Raw genomic sequence first — 18,603 nt, 5'->3', positions numbered from 1 at the left:
TATCGCCGTCCTCGGCGAGCTTTCTGACCATGTCCGGCGTGAAGCCCGGATTGGAGACCAGCGCCGCCAGCATCGGCGCAAGGTCGCGCCGTTCGCCGTCGATCTCGACGCCGAGCGCCAGCTCGAACCAGTCGATGCCGCTACCCTCGAACTCCGCATCGAAGGCGCCGGCGGGGATCGCCGGCCGATACGGAAAATCGTCGTCGATGCGGATTTCAAAACCTTCGGCCTGCAATTCCGCGGCGCGATGGTTGAGAAAATCGAGCCAGCTAGGTGCTGACTTGAACGTCATCTCGAAGTGACCGCCTTCGAGATACGAATAGACCGATCTTGCATTGACGAAGCCGATGGCGTGCAATCGCTCGAATTTGCTGCTCTCCAGCGCGCGGCGCCGCGACAGCGTGTAGACCTGCCCGTTCTGAAATACTTCCAGCCGAATCCTGCTCTCCGTGGAATCGACTTCGAGCGGGCCGTAACGGAAGCTGAGATGGGCGACCGGCATGACGGTTGCCGCATCGCGATACCAGGAAGCGTAGGCCGCAGCGCGCCCCAATTTCAACCGGAGGATCGGCACCGGCGCTTCCGTGATCTTCACCGCTGCCGCCGGAGGCGCGGGCAATACGTCGTGATGGATTACCGGAATTTTCTGACCGAGGCGGGTGGCGACCTCAGCAAGCTGCGCGCGTGGAAGAGGCGGCGCCGACAGGATCTGATGCGCCAGTCGCGGCGGCAGGTTCAGCTCGACCCGCCCCATCACTCCGGCGATTTCATCCAGATAGACCGGCGGCTGGGCGTTGAACGCGGTCATGCCCGGAACGATCAGCCGCGGCACGACGGTTTTCTTGCCACCCTGCCATTCGATGCGGCCTTCGCGTTGCTCCCCCCAACGCAGCGGCGGCCGCTCGTGGTCATTCCAAAAGGATCGGCCCGTCGCGATGATCTGCTGCAGCAGTTCGGCGGATTGCAGCCGCTCACTGGCGTAATAGCCATACGCCCTGCGTCGGCTGGTGAGCTTGGTCAGAATCTCGATATCGACGTCGCGATAATATTTCGCCGCGCGCTCGGGTGAAAACTCCCCTAGATTTGGCTGCGACACCTGGGCACCGAACTCTCCGCCCTTCAGCACGCGGACCGAGACTAGGGACACGGCCAGGTCCGGCATGCGCTCGCCGTCCTGGGAAGAATGCAGGCAATAAAGCAGCCGTTGGGGCTGGTCGGCGGGGTAGTCATTGCCGCGCAGGACCTTACCGACAATGTCGAGCCAAGCGGTGACTTCGTAGGATAAAGCCGCCGCCGGCGTGGCAGCCGCCCCTCGCTTGTCGGCAGGGCCCGACGTCGAAGGCGGTTTGCCGTTCAGCGCCTGGAGCACGGTCGCCGCCACATGCTTGCAATTCTCCGCCATTGGACAACTGCATTCGCCGTCGAGATCGGCGAGCCGGCCTTGACTGAAAACCAGTTGAATATCGACGCGATAGATATTGGATCCGCTTCCTCGCACCGTGGCGCTGAGGTGGCTGAGATCCTCGCTGATCTCCAGCTCCGCGACGCGTCCCTCAGCCTGATAGGCAACGGCCTTGTCGAATGCCGAACCGCTGAAGAAGGTATAGATGTCCTTTCGCTTCAGTAGATCCGAGAGCACGAGTTCCACATCCATGCTGGCGAAGCCTTGCGACATCAGAAGATAACACGCTGATCGGCCTTGGGGCCCGCGATCACTCCCACTCGATCGTCCCCGGCGGCTTACTCGTCACGTCATACACCACGCGATTAACGCCCTTGACCTCGTTGATGATGCGCGTCGCGGTCTCGCCGAGAAACGCCATCTCGAACGGATAAAAGTCAGCCGTCATGCCGTCGGTCGAGGTCACCGCGCGTAATCCCACGACGTATTCATACGTCCGCCCGTCGCCCATCACGCCGACCGTCTTGACCGGCAGCAGCACGGCAAAGGCCTGCCAGATCTTGTCGTACAGGCCCGCCTTGCGGATCTGGTCGATATAGATGGCGTCGGCGTTGCGCAGGATGTTGAGTTTTTCGGGTGTGATCTCGCCGGGGCAGCGGATCGCAAGGCCGGGGCCTGGAAACGGATGGCGGCCGACGAAGATTTCCGGCAGGCCGAGCTCACGTCCGAGCACGCGCACCTCGTCCTTGAACAGTTCGCGCAAGGGCTCGACCAGTTTCATATTCATGCGCGCGGGCAAGCCGCCGACATTGTGGTGCGATTTTATCGTCACCGACGGGCCGCCGGTGAACGACACGCTCTCGATCACGTCGGGATACAGCGTGCCCTGCGCCAAAAATTCCGCGCCGCCGATCCTCGATGCCTCGGCATCGAACACCTCGATGAACAGCCGGCCGATGGTCTTGCGCTTCGCTTCGGGATCGGTGACGCCGGCCAATTCGCCGAGGAACTGTTTTGAGGCATCCACATGCACCAAGGGGATGTTGTAGTGATGCCGGAACAGGTCGACCACGGTCTCGGCTTCGTTGAGCCGCAGCAATCCGTGATCGACGAACACGCAAGTGAGCTGGTCGCCGATCGCCTCGTGGATCAGCACCGCGGCAACCGCGGAATCGACGCCGCCTGACAATCCGCAGATCACCTTGCCCCGGCCGACTTGGGCGCGGATTTTCGCGATCGCCTCGTCGCGAAAGGCGCGCATGGTCCAGTCGCCGGTCAACCCCGCGACCTTGCGGACGAAATTGCGGATCAGCTTTGCGCCGTCGGGGGTGTGCACGACCTCGGGATGGAACATCAGCCCGTAATAGCGGCGCGTCTCGTCCTGGATGATCGCGAACGGCGCATTCGCCGAGACGCCCGCGACCTCAAAACCCGGCGGCATTTTGGTGATACGGTCACCATGGCTCATCCACACCGGATGGCGTTCGCCCATGCCCCATGTCGAATCGAACAGCCGGCTCGCGGCTTTGACCTCGACATCGGCGCGGCCGAATTCGCGGTGATGGCCGCCCTCGATGGTGCCGCCGAGTTGCGCCGCCATGGCCATCTGGCCGTAGCAGATGCCGAGCACCGGCACGCCGGAATCGAAAATCGCCTGCGGCGCGCGCGGCGAGCCGGCCTCGTGCACCGATTCCGGCCCGCCGGACAGGATCACCGCCTTCGGCTTCATTTGAAGGAACGCGGCTTCCGCCTTCTGGAACGGCACGATCTCGGAATAAACGCCCTCCTCGCGCACCCGCCGCGCGATCAGCTGCGTCACCTGAGAGCCGAAATCGACGATCAGAATCTTGTCATGCGCCGAGGCCACATGCGGCGACGGGTCTGACGGTAAAACGGAGGTTTTGCTGGATGCTGTCATGGCAAGGAATTACGCGACTCAAGGCGGGGTCGCAACCCTGAAAAGCCAAAGGTACGCCGTCATCCTGAGGAGCCGCGCGCTTGCGCGGCGTCTCGAAGGATGGTCGCCGGTGCTTGTGACCCATCCTTCGAGGCTCGCCGCCAAGTGCGGCGAGCACCTCAGGATGACGAAGCGTTAGCTGGCCTGCCTTTTCAGCACCGACACGAAAAACCCGTCGGTCCCGGTGCGGCGCGGGGTCATCAGCAACCCTTCCGCCGACTGCAGCGTGGCCGCGGCGAAATCGTCCGCTTTGTCCCACAATACCGACATCGTTTGCGACGGCGGCACCACCGCGAATTCCGGATGGCGGACGATAAAAGCCCTTACCTGCTCGCCGTTCTCCTGGCCCAAGACCGAGCAGGTGATGTAGGCGATCCGCCCGCCCGGCTTGACTAGATCGGCGGCGCGATCCAGCACCGCGACCTGGTCCTTCAGCCGCACCTCCAGCGCGCCGGGACGCATCCGCCATTTGGCGTCGGGATTGCGCCGCCACGTGCCCGTGCCGGTGCAGGGCGCGTCGATCAGCACCAGGTCGGCCGAAGCGTAAATGTCGCTCAGCGTATCGTTCGGCCCCTTCGGCGTGCGCACGTCGCAATTATGCACGCCGGCGCGCGACAGCCGCTCATAGATCGGCGCCAGCTGCCGCTTGTCGTGGTCGGTCGCGATCAGCCGGCCCTTGCCCTGCATCATTGCCGCAAGCGCAAGGGTCTTGCCGCCGGCGCCGGCGCACAGGTCGATCACCTGCTCGCCGGGTTTTGCCGCAGACAGCAACGCCGCCAGTTGCGAGCCTTCGTCCTGCACCTCGATGGCGCCCTTGATGAAGTCTTCCTCGGCATGAATGCCGGGATTGCGCGCGTCGGCGCCGAGCTCGATGCGGAGCCCGACCGGCGACCACGGCGTCGACGTCGTGCCGAGATGCGCGGTCGATCCCAGCACCTTCTCACGCTTGGCCTTCAGGGTATTGACGCGCAGATCGAGCGGCGCGCGGCTAGCCATCGCGGTCGCTTCCGCGGCGCGGTCATCGCCGAACACCTGCGCCAGATATCCGTCCAGCCATTGCGGATAATCGCCGGCAATATGGGCCGGCGCATCGTCGAGCGACCGCGACGCCAGCGCCGCACGCTCGGCCTCGTTGAGCGGCTGCGGCGCAAAGCGTCCGCCGTCGCACAGCGCGGCGATGGCGTCGGCGTCCAGCCCGCGCTCGACCTTCAGCATGCCGAGCACGCGCGCGCGCGGCGTGTCGTTGTTCATAATCCAGGCGCCGGAGGCGCGGCGGCGCAGCACGTCCCAGACCAGGCCCGAGATCGCGGCGCGGTCGCCGGAGCCGGCATAGCGATGCGCGGTGCCCCACTCCTTCAGTGCTTTCGCCGCGGGAACGCGCTGGGTATCGATCGCATCGATCAGCTCAATGGCAGCCGAGAGCCGTGCAGCAGGCGTCATGGAAAACTTTCAATTCGAGAGAGCGGAGCCTGATCAGATCAGCAGCAGCAGCTTCAGCGCGAAATACAGCCACATCGCGAACAGCACCAGCACGCCTGCGAACCAGGCCGATCCACGCTGCCGCAGATCGTTGGAGGTGACGAAAATGCCGGCATGGACGAAACGCGTGACCACGAATACCCACGACAACATCACGATCACCAGGTCGGCGCGGCGCAACGGCAGCGCCAGCGCGATCAGGACGTAGAACAGCAGCGGCATTTCAAACTGATTGCTGAAACAATTGCCGATCTGCGCCGCCCGGGTCGGCCAGTTCTGCTCTCCGAGCGCGACGTCCTTCATTTTGGTTTCCCCGCCTTTCAGCGCGCGCGTGCGCATCGTCGCCATCCCGAGCAGTAGCGCGAAGGTGAGCCCGACCAGCACGAAGACCGGCAGCAGAACCATTTGAACCGACATTGGAATTCTCCTCAGCCCATATGCAGGCCCCGCGTATAGCGACCGCGCCCTGCCCTGACAATGAATCCCGGCCCGTCATCTTGAACCGGAGCCGCCAGTGCCGCGACCAATGCCCGACGGGTTCCCTCCGCGCGCAGCGCCGGAGCGCTCTGGGGTGCTTAAATGACTATTTTGGCGGGAATGGCAGGGTTCAAAGGCCCGGTGGTGACTGAAGCCCCGGATAGCTGGACGAGCCTGCTGAGGTCCGGGCTGGCCGGCGCGGCGGCGGCGACCGCGGTCGCGATCGTCCTCACCCTGTATTTCCGGGGGCGCTACCGTTCGTCCCGCGATATTGCCCGTCATTTCGCCGCCGCCATCGTCGCGATCGGCCTTTTAGCCTTGCCGCCGATGACATGCGCCACGCAGCGTTCGACCATCTCGGGATCAATTCGTCAAAACCGGCGGTCGAGTTCGAAATCCGCCTGCCCAACGCTGCCGCCTTGGCTGTCATTGCCGGCACCACGCAGATCGAACTTCATACCGACAAGAACCAGACGCTCGCCAAACTGCGCGAGGGGCTGGCCTCCACCGAGGACGGCCGCACCGTGCTCCGGGGATCGGTGCCGCTCGATTTCCGCACCACCGAGCGCGTCGTGGTGCTGAACCTGCCGGGTCAGCCGCAGCGGTTGTTCAAGCTGCGGCTTGCGGCGAATCCCAGCCACTCCGACCAGTTCGGGCCGTGGCACCTGGCCGATCGCGTTGCATCGGCAGCTGCCGCCGAGCCCGTCCGCTTCGCGCCGAACGATGCGTTCGCGATCCGCTACCGCGTGCTCTGACGCGAGGGAGAAAACCGAGTTTCGATGACTAGGCAATTTGGCCATAGCCCTTTCATCACAAACAATTTTCCCTCCTTGCCCTTGCCATATTCGCTGCCTCGCCCGGGTCTACTGATCCCGTGATTGAATGAAATTCCGATGCCCACCTTTCGCCTGACCCAGATTTCCGATCCGCACCTTGCCCGCCGGCTGCCGACGCTGACCGACAATTTTCATCGCGTCAGCGAATACATCGACACGACGCGTCCCGATCTCGTCATCAACAGCGGCGACCTTGCCTTCGATGGCCCGGATCATCCCGACGATCTCGAATTCGCCAAGGCGCTGCACGATGCGCTCCCCGTCACCTGCCGCTACCTTCCCGGCAATCACGACATCGGCGACAACCCGACCAAGGTCTGCCCGCCGCCATCGCAGCCGGTCACGGAAGCAAGCCAACAGGCCTTCTTGTCGATTTTCGGTGAAGACCGCTGGCGCTTCGAGGCCGCCAGCTGGTGCTTTGTCGGGCTCAATTCGATGGTCATGAATACCGGACTTGCGCGCGAAGCCGAACAGTTCGACTGGCTCGCCTCACAACTGTCCGCCGTCGGCGGCAAGCCGCTGGCACTGTTCCTGCACAAGCCGCTTTACCTCAACGCCCCCGGCGATCCCGAACTGGCGGCAACCGCGGTCCGCTATATCCCGCAACCGGCACGAACGCATTTGCTGGAGATGTTTGGAGCCGTCGACCTCCGCCTGGTCGCCAGTGGCCACGTCCATCAGCGCCGGGATTTTACACGCGGACACGTCAGGCATGTCTGGGCGCCTTCATCCGGCTTCATCATTCCCGACAGGAAACAGGAAGTGATCGGCATCAAGGAAGTCGGGCTCGTGGAATACATCTTTCAGCCCGACGGCTTCGAGGTTCGTCACGTCAGGGCGCCGGGCCAGGTCGATGTCGATCTGGATTCTTTGCGCGGCTAGTAGGCAGAAGACTGGTCATGCCCGGCACTCGGGTCCGGCTTCGCCGGCCCGAGCACATGCCATTGTGCCGGGCATCCACGTCTTGACGGTATCGCAACAATAAAGACGTGGATGGCCGGGACAAGCCCGGCCATGACGAAAAAATCACTCACGCCTTATCCGGCCCCACCCGCACCAATTGCTTGCCGAAATTGGCGCCTTTCAGCAGTCCCATGAACGCTTCCGGCGCGCTGTCGAGACCTTCCGTAATGAATTCGCGATGCTTGACCTTGCCCTCGCGCACCCATCCCGACATGTCGCGCAAAAAGTCCGCATGCCGCGCGGCGAAATCGCTGACGATGAAGCCGCGGATGGTCAGCCGCTTGGTCAGCACGTTGCGCATCATCGATGACGCCCATTTCGGCGCTGATGCCTCGGTGTCGTTATAGTGCGCGATCAGGCCGCACACCGGAATCCGCGCGAATGCATTGAGCAGCGGAAACACCGCCTCGAACACCGCGCCGCCGACGTTCTCGAAATAAACGTCGATGCCCTTGGGACAGGCCGCCTTCAGTTTTGCCGCGAGATCCGGGTCGCGATGATCGACGCAGTCGTCGAAGCCGAGTTCTTGCCTGACGTAGCGGCACTTGTCGGCGCCGCCGGCGATGCCCACGGCGCGCGCGCCCTTGATCTTCGCAATCTGTCCCACCGCCGATCCGACGGCGCCGGAGGCCGCCGCGACGACGACCGTCTCGCCCGCCTGCGGCTTGCCGATATCGAGCAGCCCGGTATATGCGGTCATGCCGGGCATGCCGAGCACGCCCACCGCGGTCGAGACAGGTGCGAGTTTCGGATCGATCTTCGCCAGTCCCTTGCCGTCGGAGAGCGCGTGGGTTTGCCAGCCGGCGCGCGACAGCACGATATCGCCCTTGGCAAAGCCCGGATTGTTCGAGGCGATCACCTCGGACACCGTGCCGCCCTCCATCACGCCGCCGATCGGCACCGGCTGCGCATAAGACGGTCCGTCGCTCATGCGCCCGCGCATATAGGGATCGAGCGACAGCCAGATGGTGCGCAGCAGCACCTGGCCCTCGCCCGGCGTCGGCACCGCCTGCTCCTCGATGCGGAAATCGGATGCCTTTGGCTCGCCGGCGGGGCGAGAGACAAGAACGACGCGCTTGGCCGATTGCGGCATGATGGTTTCCTCCGGTTTTAATTTGATTATTGACTTATCTCGTCATTGCGACAAGCGCTCGTCGTCCCCGCGAAGGCGGGACCCATAAACCCTGACATCGACCGCAATAGCACAGCGCTCGAACAAGGATATCAGCATTACCCACATCATCGGCGACACGGCGTATGGGTCCCCGCCCTTCGCGGGGACGACTCAAGGTCAGGCCGTGATCTTCGCCAGCGCCGCGTCGAACGCCGCGGTGGCGCTCGGCAAATCCTTGAAGGCAAGCCCGCTGTCAGCAGGTTGCTTCTGCTTCTCGGTTGCGCTCGGGCGTATCTCCGCCACCGGCTTAGCCCCATCGAGCAGCGCCGTCGGCGCGATCACATGAAACTCCTGATCTTCCAGCGGCGCATCCTTCTTTAGGAAAGCGCCGAGGTAGACGGTGTCGTTGCCACGGCGATAGGAGATATAGCGCTCGATGGCGACCGAGCCGTCGCGCTGCATGCCGCCGAGTTTCGCATAGCCTTTGGAATCCAAAAGCTTGTGGGCGCGAAAACCCTTCACGTCGGCCGATTGAGCCTTCGCCGTCTCTTCCGACAGGTCGTACTTCTCCGCCATCTCCTTGCCGACAGTGGCAAGCTGCGCCGACACCTCGTGCTCGAATTCCTTGATCTCGGTGCGCGGCTTTGCGCTCTTGCGCGGTTTGGCGGCATTGCGCTTTTCCAGCTCGGCCTGGCATTGCAGGATAATTTCGGTGGCGTCTTTGCGCTCCGCATTCACCAGCAGGTTCTTCAGATCCTGATCCGAGAGCGCGGCAATCCTGTCGTCTGTCCAGTCAACCATCGTGTCAAGTTTCTCTATTCGATTTGTGTTGAGATGAGTTCAGGTCACGCCGCAACCCAATGCGCGTCTGCGGCGCCGGCCGCGCCCGTAACGCCCGGATCGTAGCGCGTTTTTAAGCCGTTGTGCGGCTCAATTTGGGCTGATGGCGCTCACGCCCCACCGGGATAATTCGGGCTTTCGCGCGTGATCGTCACGTCGTGGACGTGGCTTTCGCGCAGGCCCGCGCCGGTGATGCGTACGAACTGCGCCTTCTGGTGGAACTCGGCCAGATTGCGGGCGCCGACATATCCCATCGCGGCGCGAAGGCCGCCGGCAAGCTGATGCATGACGTTGCCGACCGGACCCTTGTAGGGCACCTGGCCCTCGATGCCCTCCGGCACCAGCTTGAGCGTATCCTTGATGTCCTGCTGGAAGTAGCGGTCGGCGGAGCCCCGCGCCATCGCGCCGACCGAGCCCATGCCGCGATAGGCTTTGTAGGAACGGCCCTGCCACAAAAACACGTCGCCGGGCGTCTCGTCGGTGCCCGCGAGCAGCGAGCCGACCATCGCGATGTCGGCGCCGGCCGCCAGCGCCTTGGCCAGATCGCCGGAATATTTGATGCCGCCGTCGGCGATCACCGGCACGTTGGCCTTCTTGGCGGCTTCCACCGCATCCATGATCGCGGTCAGTTGCGGCACGCCGACGCCGGCGACGATGCGGGTGGTGCAGATCGAGCCCGGGCCGATGCCGACCTTGATGGCGTCGGCGCCGGCATCGATCAGCGCCTGCGCCCCTTCCGTGGTCGCGATATTGCCGGCGATGATCTGCACCGCATTGGACAGCCGCTTGATGCGGCCGACGGCCTCCAGCACGCGCGAGGAGTGGCCATGCGCGGTGTCCACCACGATCAGGTCGACCCCGGCCTCGATCAGCCGCTCGGTGCGCTCGAAGCCGCCTTCGCCGACTGTGGTGGCTGCTGCGACACGCAGCCGCCCCTGCGTGTCCTTGCTGGCGAGCGGATGGGCGACCGCCTTTTCCATGTCCTTGACGGTGATCAGGCCGACGCAGCGGTAGTGATCGTCGACCACCAGCAGTTTTTCGATGCGGTGCTGGTGCAGCATCCGTTTCGCCTCGTCCTGGCTGACGCCCTCGCGCACCGTGACCAGTTTTTCGTGCGTCATCAGTTCGGAAATGCGTTGCCGCATGTCGGTTGCAAAACGAACGTCGCGGTTGGTCAGGATACCGACCAGCCTGCCCGGCACGCCCTTGGCCGCGCCCGTCACCACCGGGATGCCAGAGATGCCGTGATCCTTCATCAGGCTCAGCGCGTCGGCGAGCGTGGCGTCCGGCGCAATGGTCAGCGGATTGACCACCATTCCGGATTCGAATTTCTTCACCTGGCGCACCTGGGCGGCCTGGCCGTCGACATCGAAATTACGGTGGATCACGCCGATGCCGCCGGCCTGCGCCATCGCGATCGCCATCCGTGCCTCGGTTACGGTGTCCATCGCGGAGGCGATAATCGGAATGTTCAGCGGAATGGCGGATGTAACGCGGGAGCGGATATCGGCTTCGGAAGGCAGGATGTCCGAAAGGCCGGGCTTCAGCAGCACGTCATCGAACGTGTAGGCTTCGCGTATTCCGTTCAGTCCCTGCACCTGCGCCATTGCCAACTCCATTGCGCGGCCTGCCGCCGCGATATGACCCTTGGAGATGAACGGGTTCTGCGGCGACGCTGCTCGCGTCACCGTCGAATCAAAGCCCATCGGTGGGGTTGGCGGTGGTCGATAGCATGGCGGCCTGTCGAATCAAAGGGTTTGGCAGCCATGCACAGGCCTTTTATCGGCCTCCCGTTCAGTGCGGATAGCCGGGCGGCGGACCGTGCCGGCGGATCGAGTTCACGATCTCACGGTGCATGCGCTGCTCGCGCTTCATGTGCACCGCGATCATCGCATGCGCCGACGGCACCAGCAGCAGAATATGGAAAACCAGCCCGAAAATCGCGCAAAACACGATCAGGACCAGGTTGAAGATCGCCGAAAACGGCTGCCCGTTCAGCAGCAGGCCGATCGGCGGCAGCAAGGCAGCGAGCACGTAAATCATCGTCGGATCTCCGGCGGTTTCGTCACGCAGATTTAGGTGGTTTTGCGGGTTCCGCAATAGCCTGCATTGCGGTGGGGTGATACAGCCCTTGTCCATCCCGCTTCGTGCTTTCCCCAGCGATTCCATGAACAAAGAACGCCTGATCCCGCTCATCGTGGCTACCGCCCTGTTCATGGAAAACATGGATTCCACGGTCATCGCGACCTCGTTGCCGGCGATCGCCGCCGATATCGGCACCAGCCCGCTGACGCTGAAACTTGCCATCACCTCGTATCTGCTGTCGCTGGCGGTGTTCATCCCGGCCAGCGGCTGGACCGCCGACCGGTTTGGCGCGCGCGCGGTGTTTTCGATCGCCATCGCGGTGTTCATGGTGGGCTCGATCGGCTGCGCGCTGTCCTCCTCGGTCACCCACTTCGTGATCGCGCGCATCCTGCAAGGCATCGGCGGCGCCATGATGACGCCGGTCGGGCGGCTGGTGCTGCTGCGCTCGATCGACAAGAGCGCGCTGGTCAACGCCATGGCGTGGGTCACGGTGCCGGCGCTGGTCGGCCCGGTGGTCGGCCCGCCGCTCGGCGGCTTCATCACCACCTATTTCTCCTGGCATTGGATCTTCCTGATCAACATCCCGATCGGGCTGCTCGGCATCTTCATGGCGCTGCGCTACATCGATCCGATCCGCAGCGAGGAGCCCGAGCGCTTCGATCTCTACGGATTGGTTCTGGCCGGGATCGGGCTTGGTGGGATTGCGTTCGGCCTTTCGGTGGCAGGCCTCAACCTTTTGCCATGGACAATCGTCGTGGCGCTGATCGCGGTCGGCTCGATCTCGATGACGCTTTATGTGATCCACGCCAGACGCACCGCCTCGCCGGTGCTGGATTTCACACTGATGCGGCTGCCGACGCTGCGCGCCAGCATCCTAGGCGGCTTCCTGTTCCGGCTCGGCATCGGCGCGCTGCCGTTCCTGCTGCCGCTCTTGATGCAGGTCGGATTCGGCCTGTCGCCATTTAAATCGGGGCTGGTGACGTTTGCGTCGGCGGTCGGCGCGATGGGCATGAAGACGCTGGCGGCGCGCATCATCCGCACCTTCGGCTTCCGCAACATCATGGTGATCAACGCGGTGGTCAGTTCGGTGTTTCTCGCCGCCTGCGCGCTGTTCACGGTGACGACGCCGTTGCTGCTGATCATGATCATCCTGGTGGTCGGCGGCTTCTTCCGCTCGCTGCAATTCACCGCCATCAACACGGTCGCCTACGCCGAGGTCGAACCGGCGCAGATGAGCCGCGCCACCACGCTGGTCAGCGTCAACCAGCAACTGGCGATTTCCGCGGGCGTCGCGGTCGGCGCGTTCTCGGTAGAAACCACCATGGTGCTGCACCACGTCAGCGAACTCAGCGCCGCCGATTTCGCGCCGGCGTTCATCGTGGTCGCGATCATCTCGGCGGTGTCGGCGTATTTCTTCTATCAAATGCCCGATGATGCCGGACACGAAATCTCCGGCCGCAAGGCGGTCGAAATCTCCAGCCGCAAGGGCGCCGCCAAGGCCGCCGCGAAAGCCGCCAGCGAAGGCACCGAAGACGCAAGGGATCAGCGGCTGGGCTGAGATAATCTCGGGTCAGTCGTTGCCCGTGCAAATTTGGCGCTAGACCGGTCGCTTCTTGCTCCCATAACGGGACCATGGTAGTGAGAGGCGAATGAGGATCATCGCCCGCCGTACGTTGCGACAGTTCGTCGACAGTCTTTCCGCCAGTAAGGACCGGCCAGCCGTGAAAGCCGCGCTGGACGCCTGGTTCGACGAAGCGAGCAAGGCATCCTGGAAGAATACTGCGGACGTAAGGCGTCGGTATGCGACGGCGAGCATCGTCAACGCGGAGCGGATTGTCTTCAACATCAAAGGCGATGACTATCGTCTCGTGGTAGCAATCGACTTTGAGAAGGCGATGATCTGGATCAAATGGATCGGTACCCACAAAGCCTATGATAAAATCGATGTGACCGAGGTACGGCATGACAACTGAATTGAAGCCAATTCGCACAAAAGCGGACTACAAGGCCGCGCTTGCCGAAGTGGAGCGCTTGTGGGGCGCGAAGAGCGGCACGCAGAAAGGCAACCGGCTTGACGTGTTGGCGACACTGATCGACGTCTATGAAGCCCGGCACTATCCGATGGATCCGCCCGATCCGATTGAGGCGATCCAGTTTCGGATGGAGCAGCTCGGCCTGACCCGGAAAGACCTTGAACCGTTGATCGGAACGCGCGCACGCGTCGCGGAAGTCATGAACCGAAAACGCAGCTTGTCGATTGACATGATCCGCCGCCTGCACCAGCAGCTTGGCATCTCGGCGGATGTGCTGATCCGGCCGGCCCGTGAAAACGCAGCGGCATGAAGCCGGCGAAGGCAACGACACGCGCGATCAGCGTTTGGGCTGCCCCCGAAACCCCATCGCCAGCACGTAGCGTTCCGAGGAATCGGTCCGGCTGGAGGCCGGCTTTACATGCCGGACGCTGGCGAAATCGCGCTTCAGCTGCGCCAGCAACTCCGCATCGGCGCCGCTTTGAAACACTTTTGCAACGAACGTCCCGCCGGGATTGAGCACATCCGAAGCGAAGGCGGCAGCACCTTCCACCAGGCCCAGAATGCGCAGCTGGTCGGTCTTGCGGTGGCCCGTGGTATTGGCGGCCATGTCCGACAGCACCACATCCGCGCGGCCGCCCATCAGCGCCAGCAATTTTTCCGGCGCATCTTCTTTAAGAAAATCCAGCTGCGCAAAGCTGACGCCGACGATTTCCGGCATCTCCAGAAGATCGATGGCGATGACCTTGCCCTTTCCGTCGGCCGCCCCTACCCGCTTGGCGGCGATCTGGCTCCAGCCGCCCGGCGCGGCACCGAGATCAACCACCGTCGCGCCACGCTTGAGGAAATGGTGCTTGTCGTCGATTTCGATCAACTTGTAGGCCGCGCGCGAACGCAATCCGTCACGCTTGGCCTTTGCGACGTAGGGATCGTTGAGCTGGCGTTCCAGCCAGAGTTTTGAGGACAGCTTGAGCCTGCCGCCGCTCTTGACGGTGACGCGGAGCCGTCCGGTGGTGTCTTTTGCCATAGCTAGCCGTCATGCCCGGACTTGATCCGGGCATCCATCATAAGAAAAATTCGCAGCGCAGGTGTCATTGGTCTTGTTCACTCAGGATGGGTCGCCGGGTCAAGCCCGGCAATGACGACGAGGAATCAACGCCCGCGCAGCGCGCCGTCTTCGCGCATCATTTCGACCAGCATGCCCTCGCGCAGGCCGCGATCGGCGACCCGCAGGCGCGGCAGCGGAAATGCGTTGCGGATCGCGTCGAGAATGGCGCAGCCCGCCAGCACCAGGTCGGCGCGCTCGACACCGATGCAATGATTGCCTGCGCGCTGCTGGTAGCTCATGCCGAGCAGGCGCGCGATGGTCGCGGTGACGTCCGCATCGCTCAGCCAGACGCCATCGATCCGGCGGCGATCGTAGCGCAGGAGATTGAGATGGACCCCGGCCAGCGTCGTCACGGTCCCTGACGTGCCGAGCATGTGCATGCCCTTGAGGTCGCCGCCATGTTCGGCCGCGAAGGCGGCAATGTATTGCGCCACTTCCTGCACCATCAGCGCATAGGACCCTGGCGTCACGTCCCTGCCGCCGAAATGCTCGGCCAGCGTGACCACGCCGAGCGGAATCGACATCCAGGCCTTGATGCGCGGCACCGCGCTACGCTGTTCCGGGTCGCGTTCAATCCGCACCAGTTCGGTCGATCCGCCGCCGATATCGAACAGGATCGCGCCGCGCCCGTGCGGATCGAGCAGCGGCGAGCAGCCGATCACCGCGAGCGAGGCTTCGGTCTCGCGGTCGATCACCTCCAGCCGGATACCTGTTTCGGCGGCCACCTGACGGCGAAAACTGTCGGCATTGTCAGCCGCGCGGCAGGCTTCGGTCGCGATCAGCCGCAGCCGCGTGGCGTTCTTCGCCCTGATCTTGTCGCGGCAAATGCTCAAGGCGGTGATGGCGCGGCCGATCGCGGCGTCGCTGATGCGGCCGGTGGCGGAAATTCCCTCTCCCAACCGGATGATCCGCGAGAACGAATCGATCACGCGGAAACCATCGCCGGTCGGACAGGCGATCAGCAGGCGGCAATTGTTGGTGCCGAGATCGAGCGCGGCATAAACGCCGGAACTTTCATTTGGCGACGCCGTGCGCACATTGCCGCCTGCCGCCGCGACAGCCGATCCCAGCGAACCTTCGCGCGGCGAAAGGCCGTCGCGAAGCCGCGTATCATCGTTCATCAAACTTTCTTTCCGCGGCCGGTTCCGGCCGACGAGGAATTTCCGTTCACGGAAACTTTAGCAGCCAAGCCGGGCGGTGCAACAGCCGCGGGCATGGGATCATGCCCAATCAGGCGTTGTCGTCCGGGGTCGGCCGCGTTATCTGGAGGCGAAGCCGCAAAATCGCGCGAACATCAGGCATTTCAGGACTTCGCAATGCAAGATCAGCCATCATCACCCTCCCTTGATAACGCTATCGCACTGCAAAAATTCGGTGTCGGCCAGCCGGTGCTGCGCAAGGAGGACGACACGCTGCTCCGCGGCAAGGGCAAATATACCGACGATTTCAACCTGCCGGGACAGGCCTACGCCTGGATCGTCCGCAGCAGCCACGCGCACGGCATCATCCGCGGCATCGACACAACAGCCGCCCGGACGATGCCGGGCGTGCTGGGGGTGTGGACCGGCACTGACCTTGCTTCCGCTGACTACGGTGCCTACACCTGCGGCTTGCCGCTCAAGAACCGTGACGGTTCGCCGCTCAAGCAGACCAATCGCACCGCGCTGATGACCGACAAGGTGCGCTATGTCGGGGACCCCGTGGCATTCGTGGTGGCTGAAACGCTGGCGCAGGCGCGCGATGCCGGTGAAGCGACCGTGCTCGATATCGAGCCGCTGCCCGCGGTGACCAGCGCCGAGGAAGCCGCCAAGCCCGGCGCGCCGCAACTCTACGATCACATCCCCAACAACGTGGCGCTGGACTATCACTATGGCGACGCGGCCAAGGTCGAAGCGGCTTTCGCCGGCGCCGCGCATGTCACAAAACTCGATATCACCAACACCCGCGTCGCAGTGGTGGCGATGGAGCCGCGCGCCGCGCTGGCTTCTTACGACAAGGCGAACGAGCGCTACACGATTCAGGTTCCGACCCAGGGCGTCGCGGGCAATCGCACCAATCTCGCGAAAAACCTGCTCAAGGTGCCGAACGACAAGGTGCACCTGCTGACCGCCAATGTCGGCGGCTCGTTCGGCATGAAGAATATCAACTATCCCGAATATCTCTGCATCCTGCACGCCGCGAAGGCGCTGGGCCGTCCGGTGAAATGGACAGACGAGCGCTCCACCAGTTTCCTGTCGGACAGCCACGGCCGCGCGCATCAGATTCACTGCGAGCTGGCGCTCGACGGCGAAGGCAAATTCCTCGCGGTAAAAGTCAGCGGCTACGGCAACCTCGGCGCCTACATTACGGGAGTGGCGCCGCTTCCGCTGTCGCTCAACATCGGCAAGAACATCTCCAGTGTCTATCGTACGCCGCTGCTATCGGTCGATATCAAGACCGTATTGACCAACACGACGCTGATGGGCCCCTATCGCGGCGCCGGCCGCCCCGAAGCCAACTACTTCATGGAGCGGCTGATCGATCGCGCCGCCGATGAGATGGGGATCAACCGGCTGACCTTGCGCAAGCGCAATTTTGTGAAATCCGCGCAGATGCCGTTCACAGCCTCGTCGGGCGTCATCTATGACAGCGGCGATTTTCAGGGGGTCTTCAGCAAGGCGCTGGAGATTTCCGATCACGCTGGCTTCGCCAGGCGGAAGAAAGAAAGCCGCAAGCGCGGCAAGCTACGGGGCATCGCGGTCGGCTCGTATCTGGAAGTCACCGCACCTCCCGGCGTCGAACTGGGCAAGATCGTGTTCGAAAGCGACGGAGTGGTGCGGCTGATCACGGGCACGCTCGACTACGGCCAGGGTCACGCCTCGCCGTTCGCGCAGGTGATGGTCGACCAGCTCGGGGTGCCCTTCGAAGCGGTCAAGCTGGAACAGGGCGACAGCGACATCGTGCATGCCGGCAACGGCACCGGAGGTTCGCGCTCCATCACCGCCAGCGGGATGGCCATCGTCGAGGCGTCGAAGCTGGTGATCGAGAAGGGCAAGAAAGCCGCCGCGCATCTGATGGAGGCCGCGGAGGGCGACATCGAGTTTGCCGGCGGCCGTTTCACCATCGCCGGCACCGACCGCAGCATCGACATTATGGAGCTGGCGCGGCGCTTGCGCGAAGGCAACATGCCGGAAGGCGTGCCATCGTCGCTCGACGTCGACCACACCACCAAGGAAGTGCCGTCGACCTTCCCGAATGGCTGTCACGTCGCCGAAGTCGAGATCGATCCAGACACCGGCGTCGTGCAGATCGTGCGCTACACCGGCGTCAATGATTTCGGCACCATCGTCAACCCGATGACGGTGGCGGGACAGCTGCACGGCGGCGTCGCGCAGGGCATCGGACAGGCGCTGATGGAATGCGTCAGCTACGATTCAAGCGGCCAGCCGATCACCGGGTCGTTCATGGACTATGCGATGCCGCGCGCGGAGGATATCCCGATGATGGCGGTCGGCGATCATCCGGTGCGCGCGAAATCCAATCCGCTGGGCACCAAGGGCTGCGGCGAGGCCGGCTGCGCCGGCAGCCTCTCCACCATCGTCAACGCGGTGCTCGACGCGCTCACGGAGTTCGGCATCGCGCATATCGACATGCCGCTGACGCCGGAACGCATCTGGCGCGCGATCCAGGACGCCAAGGCGAAGGTGGCTTCTTAACCTCGCCCCGCTGTTCGCGGGGAGAGGTCGAAGCCGAAGCGCAGCGAAGGCTTCGGGTGAGGGGCCAGGCAATGCGCCGAACACAATCAAAAGACTCTCGGGTCGCTCGAATACCGACCCGATAGGTTGACAATTCGGGCAAGCGCAGTGCCTGGCCCCTCACCCGGCGCTACGCGCCGACCTCTCCCCGCGAAGCTGCGGGGCGAGGTTAAAAAGCAGCTCGTAGCCCGGATGGAGCGAAGCGCAATCCGGGATTCTGCTTGCAGCAGACAATCTTCGCAAAGATCGAGCCGATTTGCGTTAGCCCACTGTCTGCCCCGGATTGCGCTTCGCCCCATCCGGGCTGCGAAAAAAACTTTTGGAACCTAAAAATTCCTATTGATCTAGTTCCTAAACTCTTGTATATATTCCGGGTCCTGTTCGATGAAGGGCCGCTTCTAGAGCCGGTCATTCAACGGATGGAGCGAAAGCTGGCCGGACCGGGGCGCCCCGGAACGGTCGATGGCCTGGTTGGTGGAGCGCCGGGAGGCGCTGCGCCTAGCCTTGGGCGCGCGCGGTGCCTTGCCGCGCGAGGTGGGTACGTTAATCCCGCCTCAAGGGGTGCCCGTTGGTGCCCT

General features: G+C 63.5%; 16 protein-coding genes. 6 read left to right on the top strand and 10 right to left on the bottom strand.

What is annotated here, in order from left to right; genetic code table 11:
* From VGP39_RS18280 to VGP39_RS18265, 4 genes are all read right to left on the bottom strand, one after another.
* A partial coding sequence (locus tag VGP39_RS18280; protein ID WP_327569504.1) for an SWIM zinc finger family protein occupies positions 1–1,654 on the bottom strand: 1,654 nt, incomplete at its 3' end.
* A gap of 58 nt (positions 1,655–1,712) precedes the next feature.
* Entirely contained in the window at positions 1,713–3,320 is a 1,608-nt protein-coding gene (guaA, locus tag VGP39_RS18275) for a glutamine-hydrolyzing GMP synthase (RefSeq protein ID WP_327569503.1), read from the bottom strand.
* A 174-nt stretch (positions 3,321–3,494) separates the two neighbouring features.
* Positions 3,495–4,799, bottom strand: coding sequence for an RsmB/NOP family class I SAM-dependent RNA methyltransferase (locus VGP39_RS18270; protein WP_327569502.1), 1,305 nt, complete (start codon positions 4,797–4,799; stop codon positions 3,495–3,497).
* A 33-nt stretch (positions 4,800–4,832) separates the two neighbouring features.
* Positions 4,833–5,255: an MAPEG family protein gene (locus tag VGP39_RS18265; protein WP_327569501.1), complete on the bottom strand. Its 423-nt coding sequence runs from the start codon at positions 5,253–5,255 to the stop codon at positions 4,833–4,835.
* Between the two features lie 392 nt (positions 5,256–5,647).
* Between VGP39_RS18265 and VGP39_RS18260 the strand changes: the two genes are divergently transcribed.
* The gene (locus VGP39_RS18260; RefSeq protein ID WP_327569500.1) at positions 5,648–6,070 is read left to right on the top strand and encodes a hypothetical protein; all 423 of its coding nucleotides are present in this window, start codon (positions 5,648–5,650) and stop codon (positions 6,068–6,070) included.
* A 138-nt stretch (positions 6,071–6,208) separates the two neighbouring features.
* Positions 6,209–7,033 carry a metallophosphoesterase gene (locus VGP39_RS18255; protein WP_327569499.1) on the top strand — a complete coding sequence of 275 codons (825 nt, stop codon included), beginning with the start codon at positions 6,209–6,211 and terminating at the stop codon, positions 7,031–7,033.
* A 148-nt stretch (positions 7,034–7,181) separates the two neighbouring features.
* On the opposite strand, the gene VGP39_RS18250 is transcribed toward VGP39_RS18255, so the two are convergent.
* The 4 genes from VGP39_RS18250 to VGP39_RS18235 all read right to left on the bottom strand — a co-directional run bounded on the left by VGP39_RS18250 (position 7,182) and on the right by VGP39_RS18235 (position 11,111).
* Entirely contained in the window at positions 7,182–8,207 is a 1,026-nt protein-coding gene (locus VGP39_RS18250) for an NADP-dependent oxidoreductase (RefSeq protein ID WP_327569498.1), read from the bottom strand.
* 198 nt (positions 8,208–8,405) lie between these two features.
* Positions 8,406–9,029, bottom strand: a complete 624-nt coding sequence (locus VGP39_RS18245; RefSeq protein WP_327569497.1) for a hypothetical protein — start codon at positions 9,027–9,029, stop codon at positions 8,406–8,408.
* A 149-nt stretch (positions 9,030–9,178) separates the two neighbouring features.
* Positions 9,179–10,675 carry an IMP dehydrogenase gene (gene guaB, locus VGP39_RS18240; RefSeq protein ID WP_327569505.1) on the bottom strand — a complete coding sequence of 499 codons (1,497 nt, stop codon included), beginning with the start codon at positions 10,673–10,675 and terminating at the stop codon, positions 9,179–9,181.
* A gap of 187 nt (positions 10,676–10,862) precedes the next feature.
* Complete coding sequence (locus VGP39_RS18235) at positions 10,863–11,111, bottom strand: hypothetical protein (protein ID WP_327569496.1); 249 nt, start codon at positions 11,109–11,111, stop codon at positions 10,863–10,865.
* Positions 11,112–11,235: 124 nt separating this feature from the next.
* On the opposite strand from VGP39_RS18235, the gene VGP39_RS18230 reads away from it, so the two are divergent.
* The 3 genes from VGP39_RS18230 (at position 11,236) to VGP39_RS18220 (ending at position 13,496) form a co-directional block, all read left to right on the top strand.
* Positions 11,236–12,711 carry a DHA2 family efflux MFS transporter permease subunit gene (locus tag VGP39_RS18230; protein ID WP_327569495.1) on the top strand — a complete coding sequence of 492 codons (1,476 nt, stop codon included), beginning with the start codon at positions 11,236–11,238 and terminating at the stop codon, positions 12,709–12,711.
* Positions 12,712–12,802: 91 nt separating this feature from the next.
* Positions 12,803–13,126: a type II toxin-antitoxin system HigB family toxin gene (locus VGP39_RS18225; RefSeq protein WP_327569494.1), complete on the top strand. Its 324-nt coding sequence runs from the start codon at positions 12,803–12,805 to the stop codon at positions 13,124–13,126.
* Positions 13,116–13,496, top strand: a complete 381-nt coding sequence (locus VGP39_RS18220) for a helix-turn-helix domain-containing protein (protein ID WP_327569493.1) — start codon at positions 13,116–13,118, stop codon at positions 13,494–13,496. The genes VGP39_RS18225 and VGP39_RS18220 overlap by 11 nt, the downstream gene beginning before the upstream one ends.
* A gap of 27 nt (positions 13,497–13,523) precedes the next feature.
* Here the strand turns inward: VGP39_RS18220 and VGP39_RS18215 are convergent, their stop codons facing one another.
* Entirely contained in the window at positions 13,524–14,210 is a 687-nt protein-coding gene (locus VGP39_RS18215) for an RlmE family RNA methyltransferase (RefSeq protein WP_327569492.1), read from the bottom strand.
* A gap of 125 nt (positions 14,211–14,335) precedes the next feature.
* Positions 14,336–15,412, bottom strand: coding sequence for a Ppx/GppA phosphatase family protein (locus tag VGP39_RS18210; RefSeq protein ID WP_327569491.1), 1,077 nt, complete (start codon positions 15,410–15,412; stop codon positions 14,336–14,338).
* Between the two features lie 195 nt (positions 15,413–15,607).
* Between VGP39_RS18210 and VGP39_RS18205 the strand changes: the two genes are divergently transcribed.
* Positions 15,608–17,986, top strand: coding sequence for a xanthine dehydrogenase family protein molybdopterin-binding subunit (locus tag VGP39_RS18205; protein ID WP_327569490.1), 2,379 nt, complete (start codon positions 15,608–15,610; stop codon positions 17,984–17,986).
* Positions 17,987–18,603: the final 617 nt, after the last annotated feature.

The organism is Bradyrhizobium sp., from assembly GCF_036009065.1.
In the GTDB taxonomy this organism is placed as follows: Bacteria; Pseudomonadota; Alphaproteobacteria; order Rhizobiales; family Xanthobacteraceae; genus Bradyrhizobium.
Note: the sequence above shows the minus strand (reverse complement) of the source record. Positions and strands in the feature narration are given on the sequence as shown.